The sequence below is a fragment of the Saccharibacillus sacchari genome (genome assembly GCF_037722395.1).
GTDB classification, from domain to species: domain Bacteria; phylum Bacillota; class Bacilli; order Paenibacillales; family Paenibacillaceae; genus Saccharibacillus; species Saccharibacillus sacchari_A.
The window spans coordinates 104,926-119,351 of the sequence record NZ_JBBKAR010000016.1 but is presented as its reverse complement, the minus strand read 5'-3'; the positions used below and the strand labels follow the sequence as shown (position 1 = coordinate 119,351).

The window sequence follows — 14,426 nt, the reverse complement described above, 5'->3', positions numbered from 1 at the left end:
ATAGTTACATTGCCTTTTCATCAATCTGGAACTTGTTCGATTAGCGTTTAGAGGTAAGAATGATTTCTACATGTACAAAAAAGCAACGTAGCGTGAGAAATCGAATTTTCACGGGCTTCACGCTGCTTTTTAGTCAATGTAGAGACAGTAAAAGAACAAGCGGTATGCCATAAGCCGTTTTCTTCGCTAAAAGCAAAAAACTTTCCGACTCTCCTCTTTAATAAGAAGAAGAATCGGGAAGTTTTTTGCTTTTGACGCTTATTTCAGTAAATAGGAAGGAAACTTCGCGTTTGTATCCAACTCGTAACCGCGAATTTGTTTGCCGTTTGCGCGAGGAGTCATTAATCCTGATTCGACAAGTTGTTTCAATACATTTCTTGCCGGTCGGAAACTGAGATCGTACACCTCCATCACGTCTTTCGGCCGAATCGCTCTGCTCAACCGCCAAGCCAGCTTCAGCACGTCTTTCTGCATCGGGGTGAGTAGGGGTTGCGCACAAGTTCCCGCCATCATCGGCATCACGCTCATTTGCAGCAACATTCGGCATACTTCCGGGCGGTGCCGAATATCGTCGAAAGCGAAGTGCAGCATTTTCCAACCCATTCCCGTTAGAAAATTATCGCGGTTGAGCGCATAGCTAAACTTTTCGCGGTCCATGTCTTTGATATGGCTTTGGAAGCCGTCGCATTCAATCCCGATTTGATCGCCGCGCGCCGTAATCAAAGCAAAATCAAGAAATTGTGAACGGCGGTTCCAATCGTAGATTTCGTATTCGGGATGCAGATGCTCGAAGTTGCCGAACAGCGGCCACCATACCTTTTCCAAAAACAGCTTCTCCGCATACTGATGTCCCCGCTCCAGTCGGCCACGCCGCTCGCCGGAGCGAAGATCCAAGTGCTGCCGGACAAATACGGCATGCGCCGATTCGAAGCCGGAACGTCGTTCGAACTCGGATCGTGTTGACCGTTTCTCCGCATGTTCTGTTTCTTTTTCCGGCTGCGCCGTTTTATTTTTCAACCTTTTCACGCTGTCCGCCAACTCGCTCATCCTCCTCAAATCTGCCCGAACGCCAAAAAACGCCCTCTCGGCCGAATAGCCGGGAGGACGTTCTTCGTCGCTCGATCGCTTATTATGAATAAAAGTATACCATACGCTGCTTCCCGATAGAAAATCTGTTACCCGATCGCTCCTTTTTCCCGACTAGGGCGTGTCTTCAAACCTCGATGGAAGCAGATTTTGCCGAATTTTCGTTCTCAACAAGGAACTTTTCCGAAGGCGTGCCGGGGCACGTCAAGGGAAAGTGACGTAGGAGAGGGCGAAAAGGCGGCAAAAGATGCACATTGGCAGGTTTGAAGACACGCCCTAGGCACTCCGTCAGTTTATCTTTTGTTAAAATCCCGTTTAGCCCTTCGTTATCCCGGCATGCTATCATTCAGAGGACGACGACGCGCGCGGCGGACCGAGGCGACTTTAGGGTCGGGACCGGGATTTCGCGAGACCTGTTCCTGACTTCGCCCAACCCGTCCGCGCCAACCCTAACCGGAAGCGGGAGATTGCCCATGACGATAAAACGAAGACTTTTCATATCCAACATCCTGATGATTGTCATTCCGATCGTACTGGCGATCATGTTATCTATTTTGCTGGCGTTGCTGCTGTGGAGGGAGTTCGATTTCGAGTTCAGCAGCGATAAGGATTACTACGACGCGCGCGATTCCGTGATGGAGGCCGCTCATGCTTTTTTGGAGAACCCGGATATCGACGCAGGCAGACTTGAGTTTATGATGAATCGTGTCGATGAGCTGCTGGTGAACAACGACATGTCGCTGCGCGTGTATGAAACGGATACGTCAACGGACGCGAAAACGGAACTGGGTAGCGGCACGCTGCGTTATTCGTTGGGCGACGAGCCTTTCGACGCGACGACGCTGGAACAGGCGCTCGCTTCGCTCGGCGGCACCGGTCTTGTCGGTCGGGACGGCCGCGAGCTGTACGTGACGGATGCGGAAGGCTCGGGTAACACGTACCGGATCGAGCTGTACAGCACACGGATCGTCGACGAGGAAGAAAGCGTGCACGGCGGAGGAGACGGCTGGATTCCGGTCGGGATCATGCTGGGCATGCTGGCCGTATTCTTTTTCACCAGCCAATTCCTGACCCGCTTCGTTTTCCAAAAGATCCGCGAACCGCTGCAAATACTGTCCGACGGGGTCAATCAGATCCGCGACGGCAATCTCGACTACCGCATTCAGTACAAACGCAAAGACGAATTCAGACCGGTCTGCGAAGCGTTCAACGAAATGGCGGGGCGCTTGAAGGAGTCGGTCTGGGCGGTGCAGAAGCAGGAAATGAACCGCAAAGAACTGCTGGCCGGCATCTCGCACGATCTGCGCTCTCCGCTGACTTCGATCAAAGCGTATGCGGAAGGATTGCTGGACGGCGTAGCGGCGACCCCGGAATCCCGGCACCGTTACGTCAGCATGATCAAGACCAAAGCGGAAGACATCGACCATATGGTCTCGCGCCTGTTCCTTTTTTCGAAAATGGATCTGGGCGATTACCCGAATTACCCCGAGGAGCTGGACGTGCGCGAAGAACTGGAGAGCTTTTTCCGGGCGGCTGCCGAAGAGCATGGGCATGAAGGATTGAAGATCCATATCGGCAAATTGGAACAAGGACTGACGCTGCATGCCGATCCGGTTCAGTTCCGGCGGGTGTTGGCGAACATCGTGGAAAACAGCTTGAAGTACAAAGAACAGCCGGAAGTCACCGTATCGGTAGAAGCGACCAGGCATAACGATACCTTGCGGATTGCCATCGAGGACGACGGGCCGGGGGTGACGGACGAGGCGCTGCCGAAGCTGTTTGACGTTTTTTACCGAAGCGATGCTTCACGCAACAGTCCGAATCGCGGCAGCGGTCTGGGGCTGGCAATCTCGGAAAAAGCGATTACCTTTATGGACGGCAGTATTCATGCGGAGCATGCGACCAACGGCGGACTGCGGATGATGATCGAACTGCCGATTCGCGAGTAGTCCCTTGTCCGAGAGAATAAAAGGAGGAATGCGACGTGTCTAACGGAAAAAAGATTCTGATCGTCGAGGACGATAGCGCTATTGCGGAGATTGAACGGGATTATCTGGAGATCGACGGTTTTCAGGTGGAGATTGTGGATAACGGTCCGGCAGGGATAGAACGGGGCGGCAGCGGCGAGTTCAATCTGATCCTGCTCGACGTCATGCTGCCGGGCGCGGACGGGTTCGCCGTATGCCGGAAGCTGCGGGAAACGGTGGACGTGCCCATTCTGATGGTAACGGCAAGGCAGGAAGACATCGACAAGATTCGAGGACTTGGACTGGGCGCGGACGATTATATCGTAAAACCTTTTTCCCCCGGTGAGTTGGTCGCGCGCGTGAAAGCCAATCTGGCTCAATACGAGCGGCTGCGGGGCCGAGGCGGAGCACCTACAGACGGCGGCGAGCTGAAGGTCGGGCAGATCACGATCCGGCCCCAGTCGCGGCGGGTGTATGTACGGGGTGAAGAGCTGACGCTGAAAAACAAAGAGTATGAGCTGCTGCTGTTTCTGGTCGAGCATGTCGATATGGTGCTGAGCAAAGAAACGCTGTATGAGCGGATCTGGGGCTACGACGCCATCGGCGACAGCGCGACGGTGGCGGTACATATCAATCGGCTGCGCGACAAGATCGAAGAAAACCCGGGCGATCCCAAAGTGATCCAGACCGTCTGGGGAGCGGGCTATCGTTTGAAGGCTTGAGCGAATATTTACGGATGGTTTAACTTTTGTTTAGAAACAGTGAAAAGTCCGTTTATCCCTCCGCTGTAGGATGTGAATAGGCAAACGAAGCCAACCACTATCTTTAAGAGGAGAGATTGAGATGAAAAAAAGCGTACGCAACAAAACAATCGGCGTGATGGCGGCAGGCATGATCGTAACGGCAAGTCTTGGAGCAGCGGCATACGCGAACGGCAGCGCTTACGACAACTTCCGCACGGCAGTCGTGAAAACGGCGGCTATCGACAACTCGACACTGACTTCCAATATCCAGATTAAGCAAAACGGTACGGTCACCGCGAGCGGACAGTTGGAAGTTCAGTCGGCGGGCGAAGACATCTACTCATCGGGACAGTTTGAAATCGGCGGCAAAACGCTTGCGGTCGAGCAGTCTACAGACGGCGATAAGCTGATTCTGCGCAAAGGCGACCAATACTATTCCGTAGACGCTTCGGGTAAGGATATGGGCGAAAAGCCAGACTTCGAAGCTTCGCCAAGCGCGGTTCGGCTGGCGGAAGCAGCGAGCGACCTTTTGCTGGGCGATATCAAAAACCGCTTTACGGAAAATGGGGATACCATCACGCTCAGTTTGACGGATGCGCAAATTCCGGAGCTTGCGAACCTTGCGATGAATGCGGTCTTGGAAGCGGGCGCGCAGCATGGAAGTGATCGGCTGAGCGAAGAAGCACAGTGGCAGTCGGAATGGTCGGATTTTGACGGAGCTGCGCTGTTCCCGATCACATCGAACGGCCGCGTGGAAAGCGTGCGTCTCGACGCGAAAGTAACAGACGGTGCAATTACGTCTTTGAAAACGACGATCGGCGTATCGGGTCTGGACAAGGACGGTCAAAAAGTCGAACTGGAAGCTTACGTCGACAGTGCTTTCAGCAACATCGGCACCACCGTTCCGCAGGACATCGACGTAACCGGCAAAAATGTGGAGGCGGTCGATCTGGAGTCGGGCCACGGTAAATTCGGTCACGGGCCTTTCGGCAGCGACCGATCCGAATAAGAATAAGAGAGGAGCTTTAAGATGACCATCGTTCGCATCGAAAACCTGACGAAGAAGTATGCCAATCGGCGCGGTGTAGATCGGTTGTCGTTCGAGGTTGAAGCCGGCCAGGTACTCGGCCTGCTTGGCCCGAACGGCAGCGGCAAAACGACTGCGATGAAAGCCATGACGGGGCTGCTTACGCCGGACGCGGGAACGCTCTCTCTGCTCGGCATGGACCCTGCGGAAGACCTTCCCGCCATTTTGGAACGGACGGGCTGCATGATCGAGACGCCCGGCCTTTATCCCTATTTGACGGCGGAGCAGAATCTCCGGCTGACCGGCCGCTTCTATTCGGGCTTTCGTGCGGAGAGGGTCGAACCGTTGCTGGAACGCGTGGGACTGCTGCCTTACCGCAAAGAAAAGGTACGCAAGTTCTCGGTCGGCATGAAGCAGCGTCTGGCGTTGGCGACGGCGCTGCTGCCGCAGCCGGATCTGCTGGTATTGGATGAACCGACAAGCGGGATGGATATCGAAGGCGCCGCGATGTTCCGCGAATTGCTGTTGCAAGAACGCGAACGGGGCTGCGCGGTTGTCTTATCCAGCCACCTGGCGCATGAGATGGAGCAGTTATGCACGCATGTGGCGGTGCTGCGCGAAGGGATATTGGTGGATAGCGCAGCCGTATCGCAAGTGTTGGAGCGGTACGGAAGTATCGAGCGTTATTACTTGAGCGTAACGAATGCGGACGGGAGGGAAGTCATATGAGTCGAACAGGCAACGAAGCGATGAAGGCCAATTCTAGGGTGGGCGCCGATGCAAGCATGATGAAAAAGGCTTCAACACGTTCAGAGCCATCGGCAAGTTTCGGTGCTCCGGCAGGAATCAGACAGGGAAATGGCCCTGCACTTGGCGGAATGATCCGGCGAACGGCAGAAGTGGAGCTGTACAAGATTTTGGCCCAATTCAAATATCGCGCCGTTCCTGTACTGGTGGCGTTTGTTCCGCTGGCGATGCTGTGGCTAAACGGCAATACGGGCAGCTTTATCCGCTTCTCGCCGGACAACCTCCCGTATACGCTGCTCTCGCTCGCAGCTTCTATCATCTTGCCGCTGGTAGCCTGTATGCTGGCCGCCGATCTGTTCGCCGGAGAACGCGAACGCGGCGAATTGAAGATTCCGTTGACCCGCCCCGTTAGCCGTCCTGCACTTGCGATCGGCAAAATAACCGCGATGCTTCTGTACCAAGCTGGGCTGCTAGCGATTCTACTGGTTCTATCCCTGACCGCAGCCCTGTTATCCGGCGCAAGTCTGGGAGACTTGAACCTACTCATCATACTCGGCGCCTACATCGTAACTCTGCTGCCTATAGCCGCAATCAGCACAGCCGCGGCTTTCGCTTCAACCCTGGCACGCAGCGCAACCTCGGGCTTCCTGCTTGGCATCATCCTGCTGGTCGCATTCAACGGTCTTGGCTTGGTATTCCCGACAATAGCTCCTATGCTTCTGACCGAATACGCAGCCCTTTACAAAAGCATCATCGGATCAGAGATCGCTACCGGCCAACTCGCTATCGGCGCCGGCATCCTAATCGGCAGCGCCACCGTTCTGACGACTGCGCAAATCCTGGTGTTCGACAGAAAAGAAGTCTGATTTTTTATACCCATCCTCCCCCCGCATAGCCCAGCCGGGAGCCGGTTTCGAACCGGAGCGCCTTTGCCCTTTCCCCTCACCTCTAATCTCTTATTCAATCAAAAGGGGAAAGGACAACGAAGCGCAGGTCGAAACCGGCTCCCGGCGCCACCTATCCGCCCCCTCAATTAAACCGACGAATATGCGGCGAACACAACGCCACCAACAGGATCAGAATCCCCGCGCAAGCAAAAATCGCAATCGTCGGAATCCCGCCGATCGTATCCGCCAGCCGCCCGACGATCAGATACCCTACCGGAAGCAGTGCGAACGATCCCAACATATCAAGGCTCGCCACGCGTCCGAAGCTTTCGGCAGGCACCAGCTCCTGCAAGCTGATCTCCCATATAATCATAAACATCATCATGCCGAAGCCTTCCAGCACCATCGCCATCACAAGCCCCGGTACCCAAGTCACGACCGACAGCAGCAGCAACGCCACCCCGCCAAGCAGCGCTCCGCCGTAAGCGACCAATCCGCGGCGTTTCCAGTCTTTTTTCGAGCCGAACAGCACAGCCGCCAGGATCGCCCCGACCGCCGTACCAGCCATCGCGATTCCGTATACGAACGTATCCAGCCCGTGATGGACTTTGAACAGCCACGGCACAAGCACCGCGATAATGCCGGTATAGCAAATATTCAGCAACGAAAAAGCGAGAATCGTAATCCATAGCCACGGCAGCTTGCTCAGCACGCGAACGCCTTCCATAAACTCCGTGCCGAAGCCGGACAGAACGGAGGAGCTTGCGGTTTTTCCCGCTGCCGGATCGGCAACAGATTGCGCAAGGTCGGCTGCGCCAGAAGGCGAAGCCGTAACGGTGCCGGGCGCAATCGAAGCGGACAAGTCCGTATCCGACGCGGCCGAACCGGAAAAGTCGGCGTTCGCCGAACGTTTCTTCTGCGCGGCTTCGGTTGGCACGAACGCTCCCCGCCGCCCTTTTTGCGCAGCGAGCACACGGCCCAACATCGCGAAGCAGATCAGCGAAATCAGGTACGTCACCGAGTCCAATGCAAAGCCTGCCCCCGGCGACGCCGCGGTGACTAACACACCGCCGAGCGCCGGACCGAGCAGCCGAACGCCTTGAATACTGATCTGGCTCAGCGCGTTGGCCGCATTGCGGATATCCGGCGTAAACACTTCGGCGCGCAAAGCGGAGTAGGCCGGATTGAACACGCCTTCCATCATGCCGTAAAACACCAATCCGATATACAGCCGCTCCAGCGTCAGACCGCCGTTAAAGATCGACACCGCCGCAAGCAACATGATGCACAGCCGCGCTCCGTTGCTTAGCATCACAAGCCGCAAGCGGTCGGTTTTATCCACAATCCATCCGGCAAAAGGCAGCGCCAAAACATTCGGTACCATATAACACGTCATCGCAAGCCCGAGCGCCGTGGACGAATCGGTCAGCGAGTAGACGACAAGCGGCAAAATAAGCACGGATACGGAGCTGCCCAGCATCGCGATCCATTGCCCGAGCCATAGATACGTGAACGCTTTGGAGCGGCGGATCGGAGAAAGGAAAACAGAGAGCCGCGAAGCGTTGCCGTCCTCAGCCGGATTTTTTTCAAGTTCGGATAACATGTTTAAGGCTCCTTTTTCTCGTCGATCCGTCCAAGCCGGATACTGACTCCGTATTCTTGGCCGCCTTCGGTGTTCTGCTCCCATTTTTCCAGCAACGTCTTCAATTCATCCGAAAAGCGAACCGCTTCTTCTTCCGACAAATCCAGCCGCGTGGCATGGTATTCGGAAAAAGGACTGCCGCCTGTCCACGCATCGTCGTCCGCCTGCCAACTTTCGCCTTCGGCCCGTCCGGGAAAATGGAACTGCGCGGCTTTCGCGGTATAATACTTTTCCACGATGCCGGCTACGCTGCGCGTATCGCTCAACTCCAGCAGCCCGCCTTCGTACAAGCGTTGAATATGGTAATGCACGTTGCCCGGCGTTTTGCGCAAACGGTCCGCCACCTGCTTGGACGTCATCGCTTCACGCGACAACGCGTGCATGATTTTGATCCGCAAAGCATTTTGCAGCAGCTTGTTTTGTTTTTCGTCGATAATCAGGGGATGTTCCTTGGATTGTTCGGATGTCACGGTAAACCCTCCGCTTCGTCTATTCTGGATTTTCGATCATTCTGGAAATAGATCAATCTGGAATCCAGATCATAGAGTGAATATAACATCGTTAATGCGAGGAGTAAACAAGGGTTTGGCATAAAAGTTTTGAATGACGGGTTACGTTGTATAAAAAGCAATGTAGACAAGCGCAAGTTCAACATCCAATCGGCTACATGCGCAAAAAAGCAACGTAGCGTTGTCGATCAGGCAAAAATGCGCCTAATCGAGTGTCTACGTTGCTTTTTAGGATGTGTAAGCGGTGAATGAAAGAAATACGGCAAGCTACAAGGACTAAAAGACAACGTAGCTCATCTGGTCCTAGGTGTTTTTTAAGTTAAGAAAAAGCATCCAGCAGTATCGCCGTCAACAATCCCATCGACGCGATAAATCCGACCAGCGGACCGCCTTCCTCGAACGCTTCCGGCATCATGGTCGAGCACAGCATCGCGATGATGCCGCCGCCCGCGAAAGCGCCGATCGCCGCTTTCATTTCCGGAGACAATTGTTCGAGGAACAAGTAGCCGCCCATCGAAGCCAAAGCCGACACCAGCAGCACCGCCGCCCACATAATGAAGATTTTTTTACGCGAGTAGCCGTTTTTTTGCAGGCCGACGGTACTCGACAGACCTTCCGGAATATTGCTGACGAAGATCGACACGACCAGCACCACGCTGATTCCTTTGCCTGCCAGTAGACTGGCCCCAAGCATGATCGATTCCGGGATCGCGTCCATTACCGTACCCGCGAAAATGCCCAGCCCGCTCTGATCCGCTTCGCCTGCCGCTTGCGAACCGGATTCGTCACCGCCCGAACGCTTGCGATTGGAACCGCCGCGTTTGGATACGATAACGTCGAACACGGTGTACACGAGCGCGCCAGCCGTAAATCCGATCGCGGTCGCGGTCAATCCGCCGTCTTCGAGCGCGTCGCCCAGCAGCTCGAACGCGGCGGCCCCGATCAGCGTACCGACGCCGAAAGCCATGATCCAGCCGATCGTTTTTTTGCCGATGCGCAGGAACAAGGCAGCCAACGCCCCGAGCACCACCGCCGAAGCCGAAATACCGCCCCACATCAATGCACTCCACATGAATATTCCTCCTTCGTTGTTGCTTGTCCATTGCGTCTAAGCTGACATAGTGAAGTGCTTCTGAATGTTCATTAAACAGAGAAACAGGCATGCCAAACGGGAATGGGTGTTCCGGGCGTTTTTCGCAATTGCCGTCACCGGATGCTATAATGCTGCGTAGATGGATACGGAACGCTTGAGCCGTAAAAAAGCTATGTTGAGCAAGCAACGATATTTTTCGGGAGGCGATCAGATGGCAATACCTCAAACCGTTTTAACGACAGGCGCGAACGCGCCGATCGGACAGACGTCAGAGCTTCGCGTGCATGTAAAATGGGATAGCGCGCCGGCCGATTTGGACGTGAGCTGCTTTATGGTGGGAGAGAACGGCAAAGTTCCTTCCGACGATTACTTTATTTTTTACAATCAGGATGCCAGCCCCGGCGGTCATGTGCGGTATGAGCGAACCGGGCCCAACGGCGTCGTGTTTACGATCCGAACGAACGAGCTGGACCCGGCCACGATCGCCAAATGCGTGTTCTCGGCTACATTGGACGGAACAGGAACCTTTGCCGATATTCAAGGATGCCGCATCGTGGCGGAGACGGGCTCCGGCGAGATATTGTACGAGATCAAGGAAGCGACGCAAGAGCGTTCGTTGGTTTTTATGGAGCTGTACCGCCATTCGTCGGGATTGAAGTTGCGCGCGATCGGCCGGGGCTTCAACGGTGGGCTTAAGCCGCTTGCCGAAGCGCACGGCGTGGAGATTGAAGACGAAGTGCAGCCGACGGCGGCGCCGGCATCGACTGTTGCGCCGACTCCCCAAGTCTCGCCGACTCCTCAAACCCCGCCGCCGACTCCTGCCCGAGCGCCGGAACCTTCCGTTCCGCTCGGCAAGATCGACCTGCTCAAGCGCAAAGTCGGCATCTCGCTGGAAAAGAAAAACATCGCGCATGAAAAAGCCAGAGTGGCCGTCGTGTTCGACGCTTCCGGTTCGATGAGCCATCTATATAAAAAAGGAACGGTTCAAAGCGCCTTCGAGCGCATTCTCGCCGTCTCGGCGCAAATGGACGATGACGGCATTCTGGACGTATGGTTCTTCGCGACCAAGATGATGCGCGCGCCGAGCGTGACGGAGCATCAATACGAAGATTACGTCAAAAAGACGTACGCGGGGCCAAGTATGAAAAGCAAGCTGGGCTTCGGCAACAATGAGCCTGTCGTCATGGAAGATATCATTAAGAAGTATACGCAGGAAGACCCCGATGACCGCACACCGACTTACATTGTCTTTTTCAGCGACGGAGGGATCTATGAGACGAAAAAAATCTCCAAGCTGCTGATCAAGCATGCCGATAAGCCGATCTTTTGGCAGTTCGTGGGTCTCGGCAATGCGAACTACGGCGTGTTGGAGCAGCTTGACGATCTCAAAGGAAGAATCGTCGACAATGCCGACTTTTTCGCGTTGGATGACTTGGATCGGGTCAGCGACGAAGAGTTGTACGATCGGCTGCTGAACGAATTTCCGGGTTGGTTAAAAGAAGTACGGGCTAAAGGGATTTTGAGATAAGAGATTATAATAAGGAGAACTCATCATGAATAGACATCCAGAAGTTTCTTCAAGTTCATCGGATTCGCAGGTACTGACGCTCGGGCAATGCTTGAATATGCTGCACAAAGACCTCGTTCTCGTCGACATGGCAAGTCCGGGCAAACCCACCCATCCGGTAGCCAAGTGGAAAAAGCTGCTGCCGCTGGACTCGCCGGGCTACGAACTGCGCACGATGAGCTTCAATCATGGTCGTACGCAGAAGAAGTCGATTGTTCAGATCGACGGACCGAGAGTTTGGCACGAGTGGTGAAAAGCAGCGGAGAGCACCGAGAGTGAGCAATCAAGCAGCAAGCGGATCGCCGATAGGCGGTTCGCTTTTTTGGTCGTTGTGATTGACCGATTGATGCGCCGATGCTGGCCGCAAGTCCCGAATATGCGCCAAGATATTGAATCGTAAAAGCGTGTTGCGGTCGCGAAAAGGGTAATGAAGCGTGTATCCTTTTTTATCAAGCTTTTGCGAAAAGCCATGTCCATAAATAAGGAGGCGATTGAGCATGAGACAAGATATCGGAGAAAAACAGGATTTCTATATCGTTCGTGTATCCGACGCCCCGCAATCCGAAACGTTCGGACCCGAAGATCCGCCGGGCGTCCAGCCCGGACCCGATCCGGAGATCGAGCCGCAAAGACCGCCGGGCGTCGAGCCGCAGCAGCCGCCCGAGATCACGCCGAAAGAACCGCCCGGCGTGCAGCCCGGTCAGGAACCGGAGATCGTTCCGGCCGATCCGCCCGGCGTTCAGCCGGGTTCGCCGCCGGAATTCGATCCCGACGATATGCCGGGCGTGCGGCCTCGCAACCCGGAGATTCAGCCGAATGAACCGCCGGGCGTCCAGCCGGGTCAAGCGCCCGAGATCCAACCGGTAGACCCACCCGACGTGCAACCCGTCAGCCCGCCGGAGATCGAACCGATCAATCCGCCCGACGTGCAACCGAGCCAGCCGAGGGAGTTTTGAGTCGGAGGGAAAACGGCAAGGAACAGGCGAATAAGCAATAGGCGAACCAGGCGGTATAGACTGAGGCCGGTATTCGCTTCGAAACAAGTTTTAAGTTGAGGTATAGCCGTGGAAGGGTAAGGACATAAGGAGCCGATAAAGTCGCCGAAGCGGCTTTGTCGGCTTTTTGCGGATTGCGGGATTGCGCATCAAGCGAATAAAAAACGGCCGGGCGAGCGTGAAATAAGTGCGTATATGCAATTATTTTTCAATCTTTTTACCCGAATACGAAAATAAGTGCTCAAGTGCAACTATTTCAAGCGAGAAGGCGAATCTAGGAGTGAGAATCAGGAATTAATTGCATTTGAGCATCTATTTTCGGAAAACGATCCGATTCGGACGAAATAAGTGCATATACGCACTTATTCGCCAAAAAGCCGCTTCCACGAAGGAGCGGCTTTTTGACTTTTCAACTTTTCAACGTGTCGAGAATGTCTAACGCAGTTGCTTCAAAGCTTAAAACCCGTAGCCAAACGGCCGCCACCTTCGCGTCAAAACGGTTCGTTATTCATCATTCGTCATTCATTTTTCACATAAAACGTTTCCCCGCTCTCGATCGCAAGCGCGTTGAGCTGACCTTCGAACACCGCGCCGCCGTCAATACCGATAATGCGGTTGCGCCCGTAATAAGGATCGTTATTGTCCGGATCGCCGTGCAGTCCCCGGGTGGGCGTATGGCCGAAGATGACTTTTTTCGCTCCGTTGTAGCCTTTATGAAAGTCTTCGCGTATCCAGATCAGATCGGACGGGTCCGATTGTTCAGCGCTCTTGCCCGGCGGAATGCCCGCATGAACGCAAACAAACTCATCGGTTTCGTAATAAGATGGCAGACTCCGAACAAAGTTCAAGTGGCGCTCCAACGTATCCGATTCCAGCCCGGGCTGCCGAAAAGCTTCGCCGGTCTCGATCCGGAGCTGCCGTTCGGTGAAGCCATAGCTTTGCAGCGTGACATAACCGCCGTTGCGTACGATCCAGCGTTTCCAATCATCTTCTCCGCCGCCGTCGAGCGCGCGCAGCATCAGGTCTTCGTGATTGCCTTTGAGCACGATCGCGCCTGCGGCATGCAGCTCCATCACGCGCTCCAGCGTCTGCATGGACTTGGGACCGCGGTCGATGTAATCGCCGAGCAGCACAAGCTGATCGACGGCGGGATCGTATCCGGTTTGCTTCAGTAGGCGATCCAGCAGATCCAGTTCACCGTGAATATCGCTGATCGCCAATGTTCGTTTGGACATGGGAGAGGCCTCTCTTTCGGGGAAGGATTAGCCCAACAGGGCTGTCCATAGCTGGGATAGGGGCATAACGAAGACAAGCGCCGGAAGCATGTTCGCCACCGGAAAAGCTTTGATCCCGCAAATCCGAAAACCGGTAACCAGCATGATGATACCGCCTGCGGCCGAGAAGTCGGCGATCATCTCAGGCGTGGTGAGCGGCAAAATCAATCCTGCTGCGAAAAACAATCCCAAAAGAACCGCGGCTTGCGGCAACGCGATCGTCGGCACGATAAACCCAAGCGACGTAGCAAAAATGAGCGCCGTGCAAAAATCGAGGAACGACTTGGACAGCAATACCGTATAATCGCCGGTCATCCCTTCGTTCAGCGCGCCGAAGATTCCCGTACCGCTGGCACAGAATAAAACGACGATCCCCACAAACTGCTGCATAAACACATCGGGATCGGGGCCTGTAGCTTTTGCGGAAAAAAGACGATCGACGGGTCCACGGACTTTTCCGGCCAACCATTCGATTCCTTTTTCCAAACGAATCAGTTCGCCGACCACGCTGCCGAGAAGCAGGGCGAGCACGACGGGCGGCAGCGTATGGACTTTGACGATAAGCGCAACGCCCATTCCCATCGAAGCGGCGCCGAACGTCAAAGGAAGATTGACGCGCAACCGCTCGGGAATCCGATTCCCCAGCAATGCGCCAAGCACGCCGCCCAACAGAACGGCGAGAGCGTTAATAAGAGGCCCGACGGGCATGTTCGATCTCCACCTTCGCATAAAAATAAGGATTATCGAGTATCCCGGCATTCTTCTTATTCTAATCCGCCTTGCATGTCCCGACAACAAAAGAAAGCGAATCGGCAAAAATACTTTCCTAACGAGAGAGTATCGCTTCTGCTTATTACCCAGTAAAAGGAAAAATCGTTTTAACCGTTCA

Annotated in this window: 14 protein-coding genes; 8 read left to right on the top strand and 6 right to left on the bottom strand. The window is 54.7% G+C overall.

The window, feature by feature from the left end; translation table 11 throughout:
- Positions 1-258 precede the first annotated feature (258 nt).
- The gene (locus WKI47_RS04765) at positions 259-1,047 is read right to left on the bottom strand and encodes a hypothetical protein (RefSeq protein WP_340226020.1); all 789 of its coding nucleotides are present in this window, start codon (positions 1,045-1,047) and stop codon (positions 259-261) included.
- Positions 1,048-1,559: 512 nt separating this feature from the next.
- Here WKI47_RS04765 and WKI47_RS04760 point away from each other — a divergent pair.
- From WKI47_RS04760 to WKI47_RS04740, 5 genes are all read left to right on the top strand, one after another.
- Positions 1,560-3,035 carry a HAMP domain-containing sensor histidine kinase gene (locus tag WKI47_RS04760; protein ID WP_340226019.1) on the top strand — a complete coding sequence of 492 codons (1,476 nt, stop codon included), beginning with the start codon at positions 1,560-1,562 and terminating at the stop codon, positions 3,033-3,035.
- 35 nt (positions 3,036-3,070) lie between these two features.
- The gene (locus WKI47_RS04755; protein WP_340226018.1) at positions 3,071-3,775 is read left to right on the top strand and encodes a response regulator transcription factor; all 705 of its coding nucleotides are present in this window, start codon (positions 3,071-3,073) and stop codon (positions 3,773-3,775) included.
- A 121-nt stretch (positions 3,776-3,896) separates the two neighbouring features.
- Positions 3,897-4,805, top strand: a complete 909-nt coding sequence (locus WKI47_RS04750; protein ID WP_340226017.1) for a hypothetical protein — start codon at positions 3,897-3,899, stop codon at positions 4,803-4,805.
- 21 nt (positions 4,806-4,826) lie between these two features.
- A complete protein-coding gene (locus tag WKI47_RS04745; RefSeq protein ID WP_340226016.1) occupies positions 4,827-5,552 on the top strand; it encodes an ABC transporter ATP-binding protein in 726 nt (241 codons plus the stop codon).
- Complete coding sequence (locus WKI47_RS04740; protein WP_340226015.1) at positions 5,549-6,436, top strand: ABC transporter permease; 888 nt, start codon at positions 5,549-5,551, stop codon at positions 6,434-6,436. Before WKI47_RS04745 ends, WKI47_RS04740 begins: the two co-directional genes overlap by 4 nt.
- 163 nt (positions 6,437-6,599) lie before the next feature.
- Here WKI47_RS04740 and WKI47_RS04735 read toward each other — a convergent pair whose 3' ends face one another.
- From WKI47_RS04735 to WKI47_RS04725, 3 genes are all read right to left on the bottom strand, one after another.
- Positions 6,600-8,060, bottom strand: a complete 1,461-nt coding sequence (locus WKI47_RS04735) for an MFS transporter (RefSeq protein WP_340226014.1) — start codon at positions 8,058-8,060, stop codon at positions 6,600-6,602.
- Between the two features lie 2 nt (positions 8,061-8,062).
- Complete coding sequence (locus WKI47_RS04730; protein ID WP_340226013.1) at positions 8,063-8,569, bottom strand: winged helix-turn-helix domain-containing protein; 507 nt, start codon at positions 8,567-8,569, stop codon at positions 8,063-8,065.
- 358 nt (positions 8,570-8,927) lie between these two features.
- On the bottom strand, positions 8,928-9,680 hold the full coding sequence (locus WKI47_RS04725; protein WP_340226012.1) for a ZIP family metal transporter: 753 nt from the start codon (positions 9,678-9,680) through the stop codon (positions 8,928-8,930).
- Between the two features lie 232 nt (positions 9,681-9,912).
- Here WKI47_RS04725 and WKI47_RS04720 point away from each other — a divergent pair, with 232 nt between their 5' ends.
- The 3 genes from WKI47_RS04720 to WKI47_RS04710 all read left to right on the top strand — a co-directional run bounded on the left by WKI47_RS04720 (position 9,913) and on the right by WKI47_RS04710 (position 12,224).
- Positions 9,913-11,229 (top strand): VWA domain-containing protein, encoded by a 1,317-nt coding sequence (locus tag WKI47_RS04720; RefSeq protein ID WP_340226011.1) that lies wholly within the window; start codon positions 9,913-9,915, stop codon positions 11,227-11,229.
- A 25-nt stretch (positions 11,230-11,254) separates the two neighbouring features.
- On the top strand, positions 11,255-11,521 hold the full coding sequence (locus WKI47_RS04715; protein ID WP_340226010.1) for a hypothetical protein: 267 nt from the start codon (positions 11,255-11,257) through the stop codon (positions 11,519-11,521).
- Positions 11,522-11,765: 244 nt separating this feature from the next.
- Entirely contained in the window at positions 11,766-12,224 is a 459-nt protein-coding gene (locus WKI47_RS04710) for a hypothetical protein (protein ID WP_340226009.1), read from the top strand.
- A 557-nt stretch (positions 12,225-12,781) separates the two neighbouring features.
- Here the strand turns inward: WKI47_RS04710 and WKI47_RS04705 are convergent.
- Both WKI47_RS04705 and WKI47_RS04700 read right to left on the bottom strand, forming a co-directional pair.
- Entirely contained in the window at positions 12,782-13,498 is a 717-nt protein-coding gene (locus WKI47_RS04705) for a metallophosphoesterase family protein (protein ID WP_340226008.1), read from the bottom strand.
- 27 nt (positions 13,499-13,525) lie between these two features.
- A complete protein-coding gene (locus WKI47_RS04700; RefSeq protein ID WP_340226007.1) occupies positions 13,526-14,245 on the bottom strand; it encodes a DUF554 domain-containing protein in 720 nt (239 codons plus the stop codon).
- Positions 14,246-14,426: the final 181 nt, after the last annotated feature.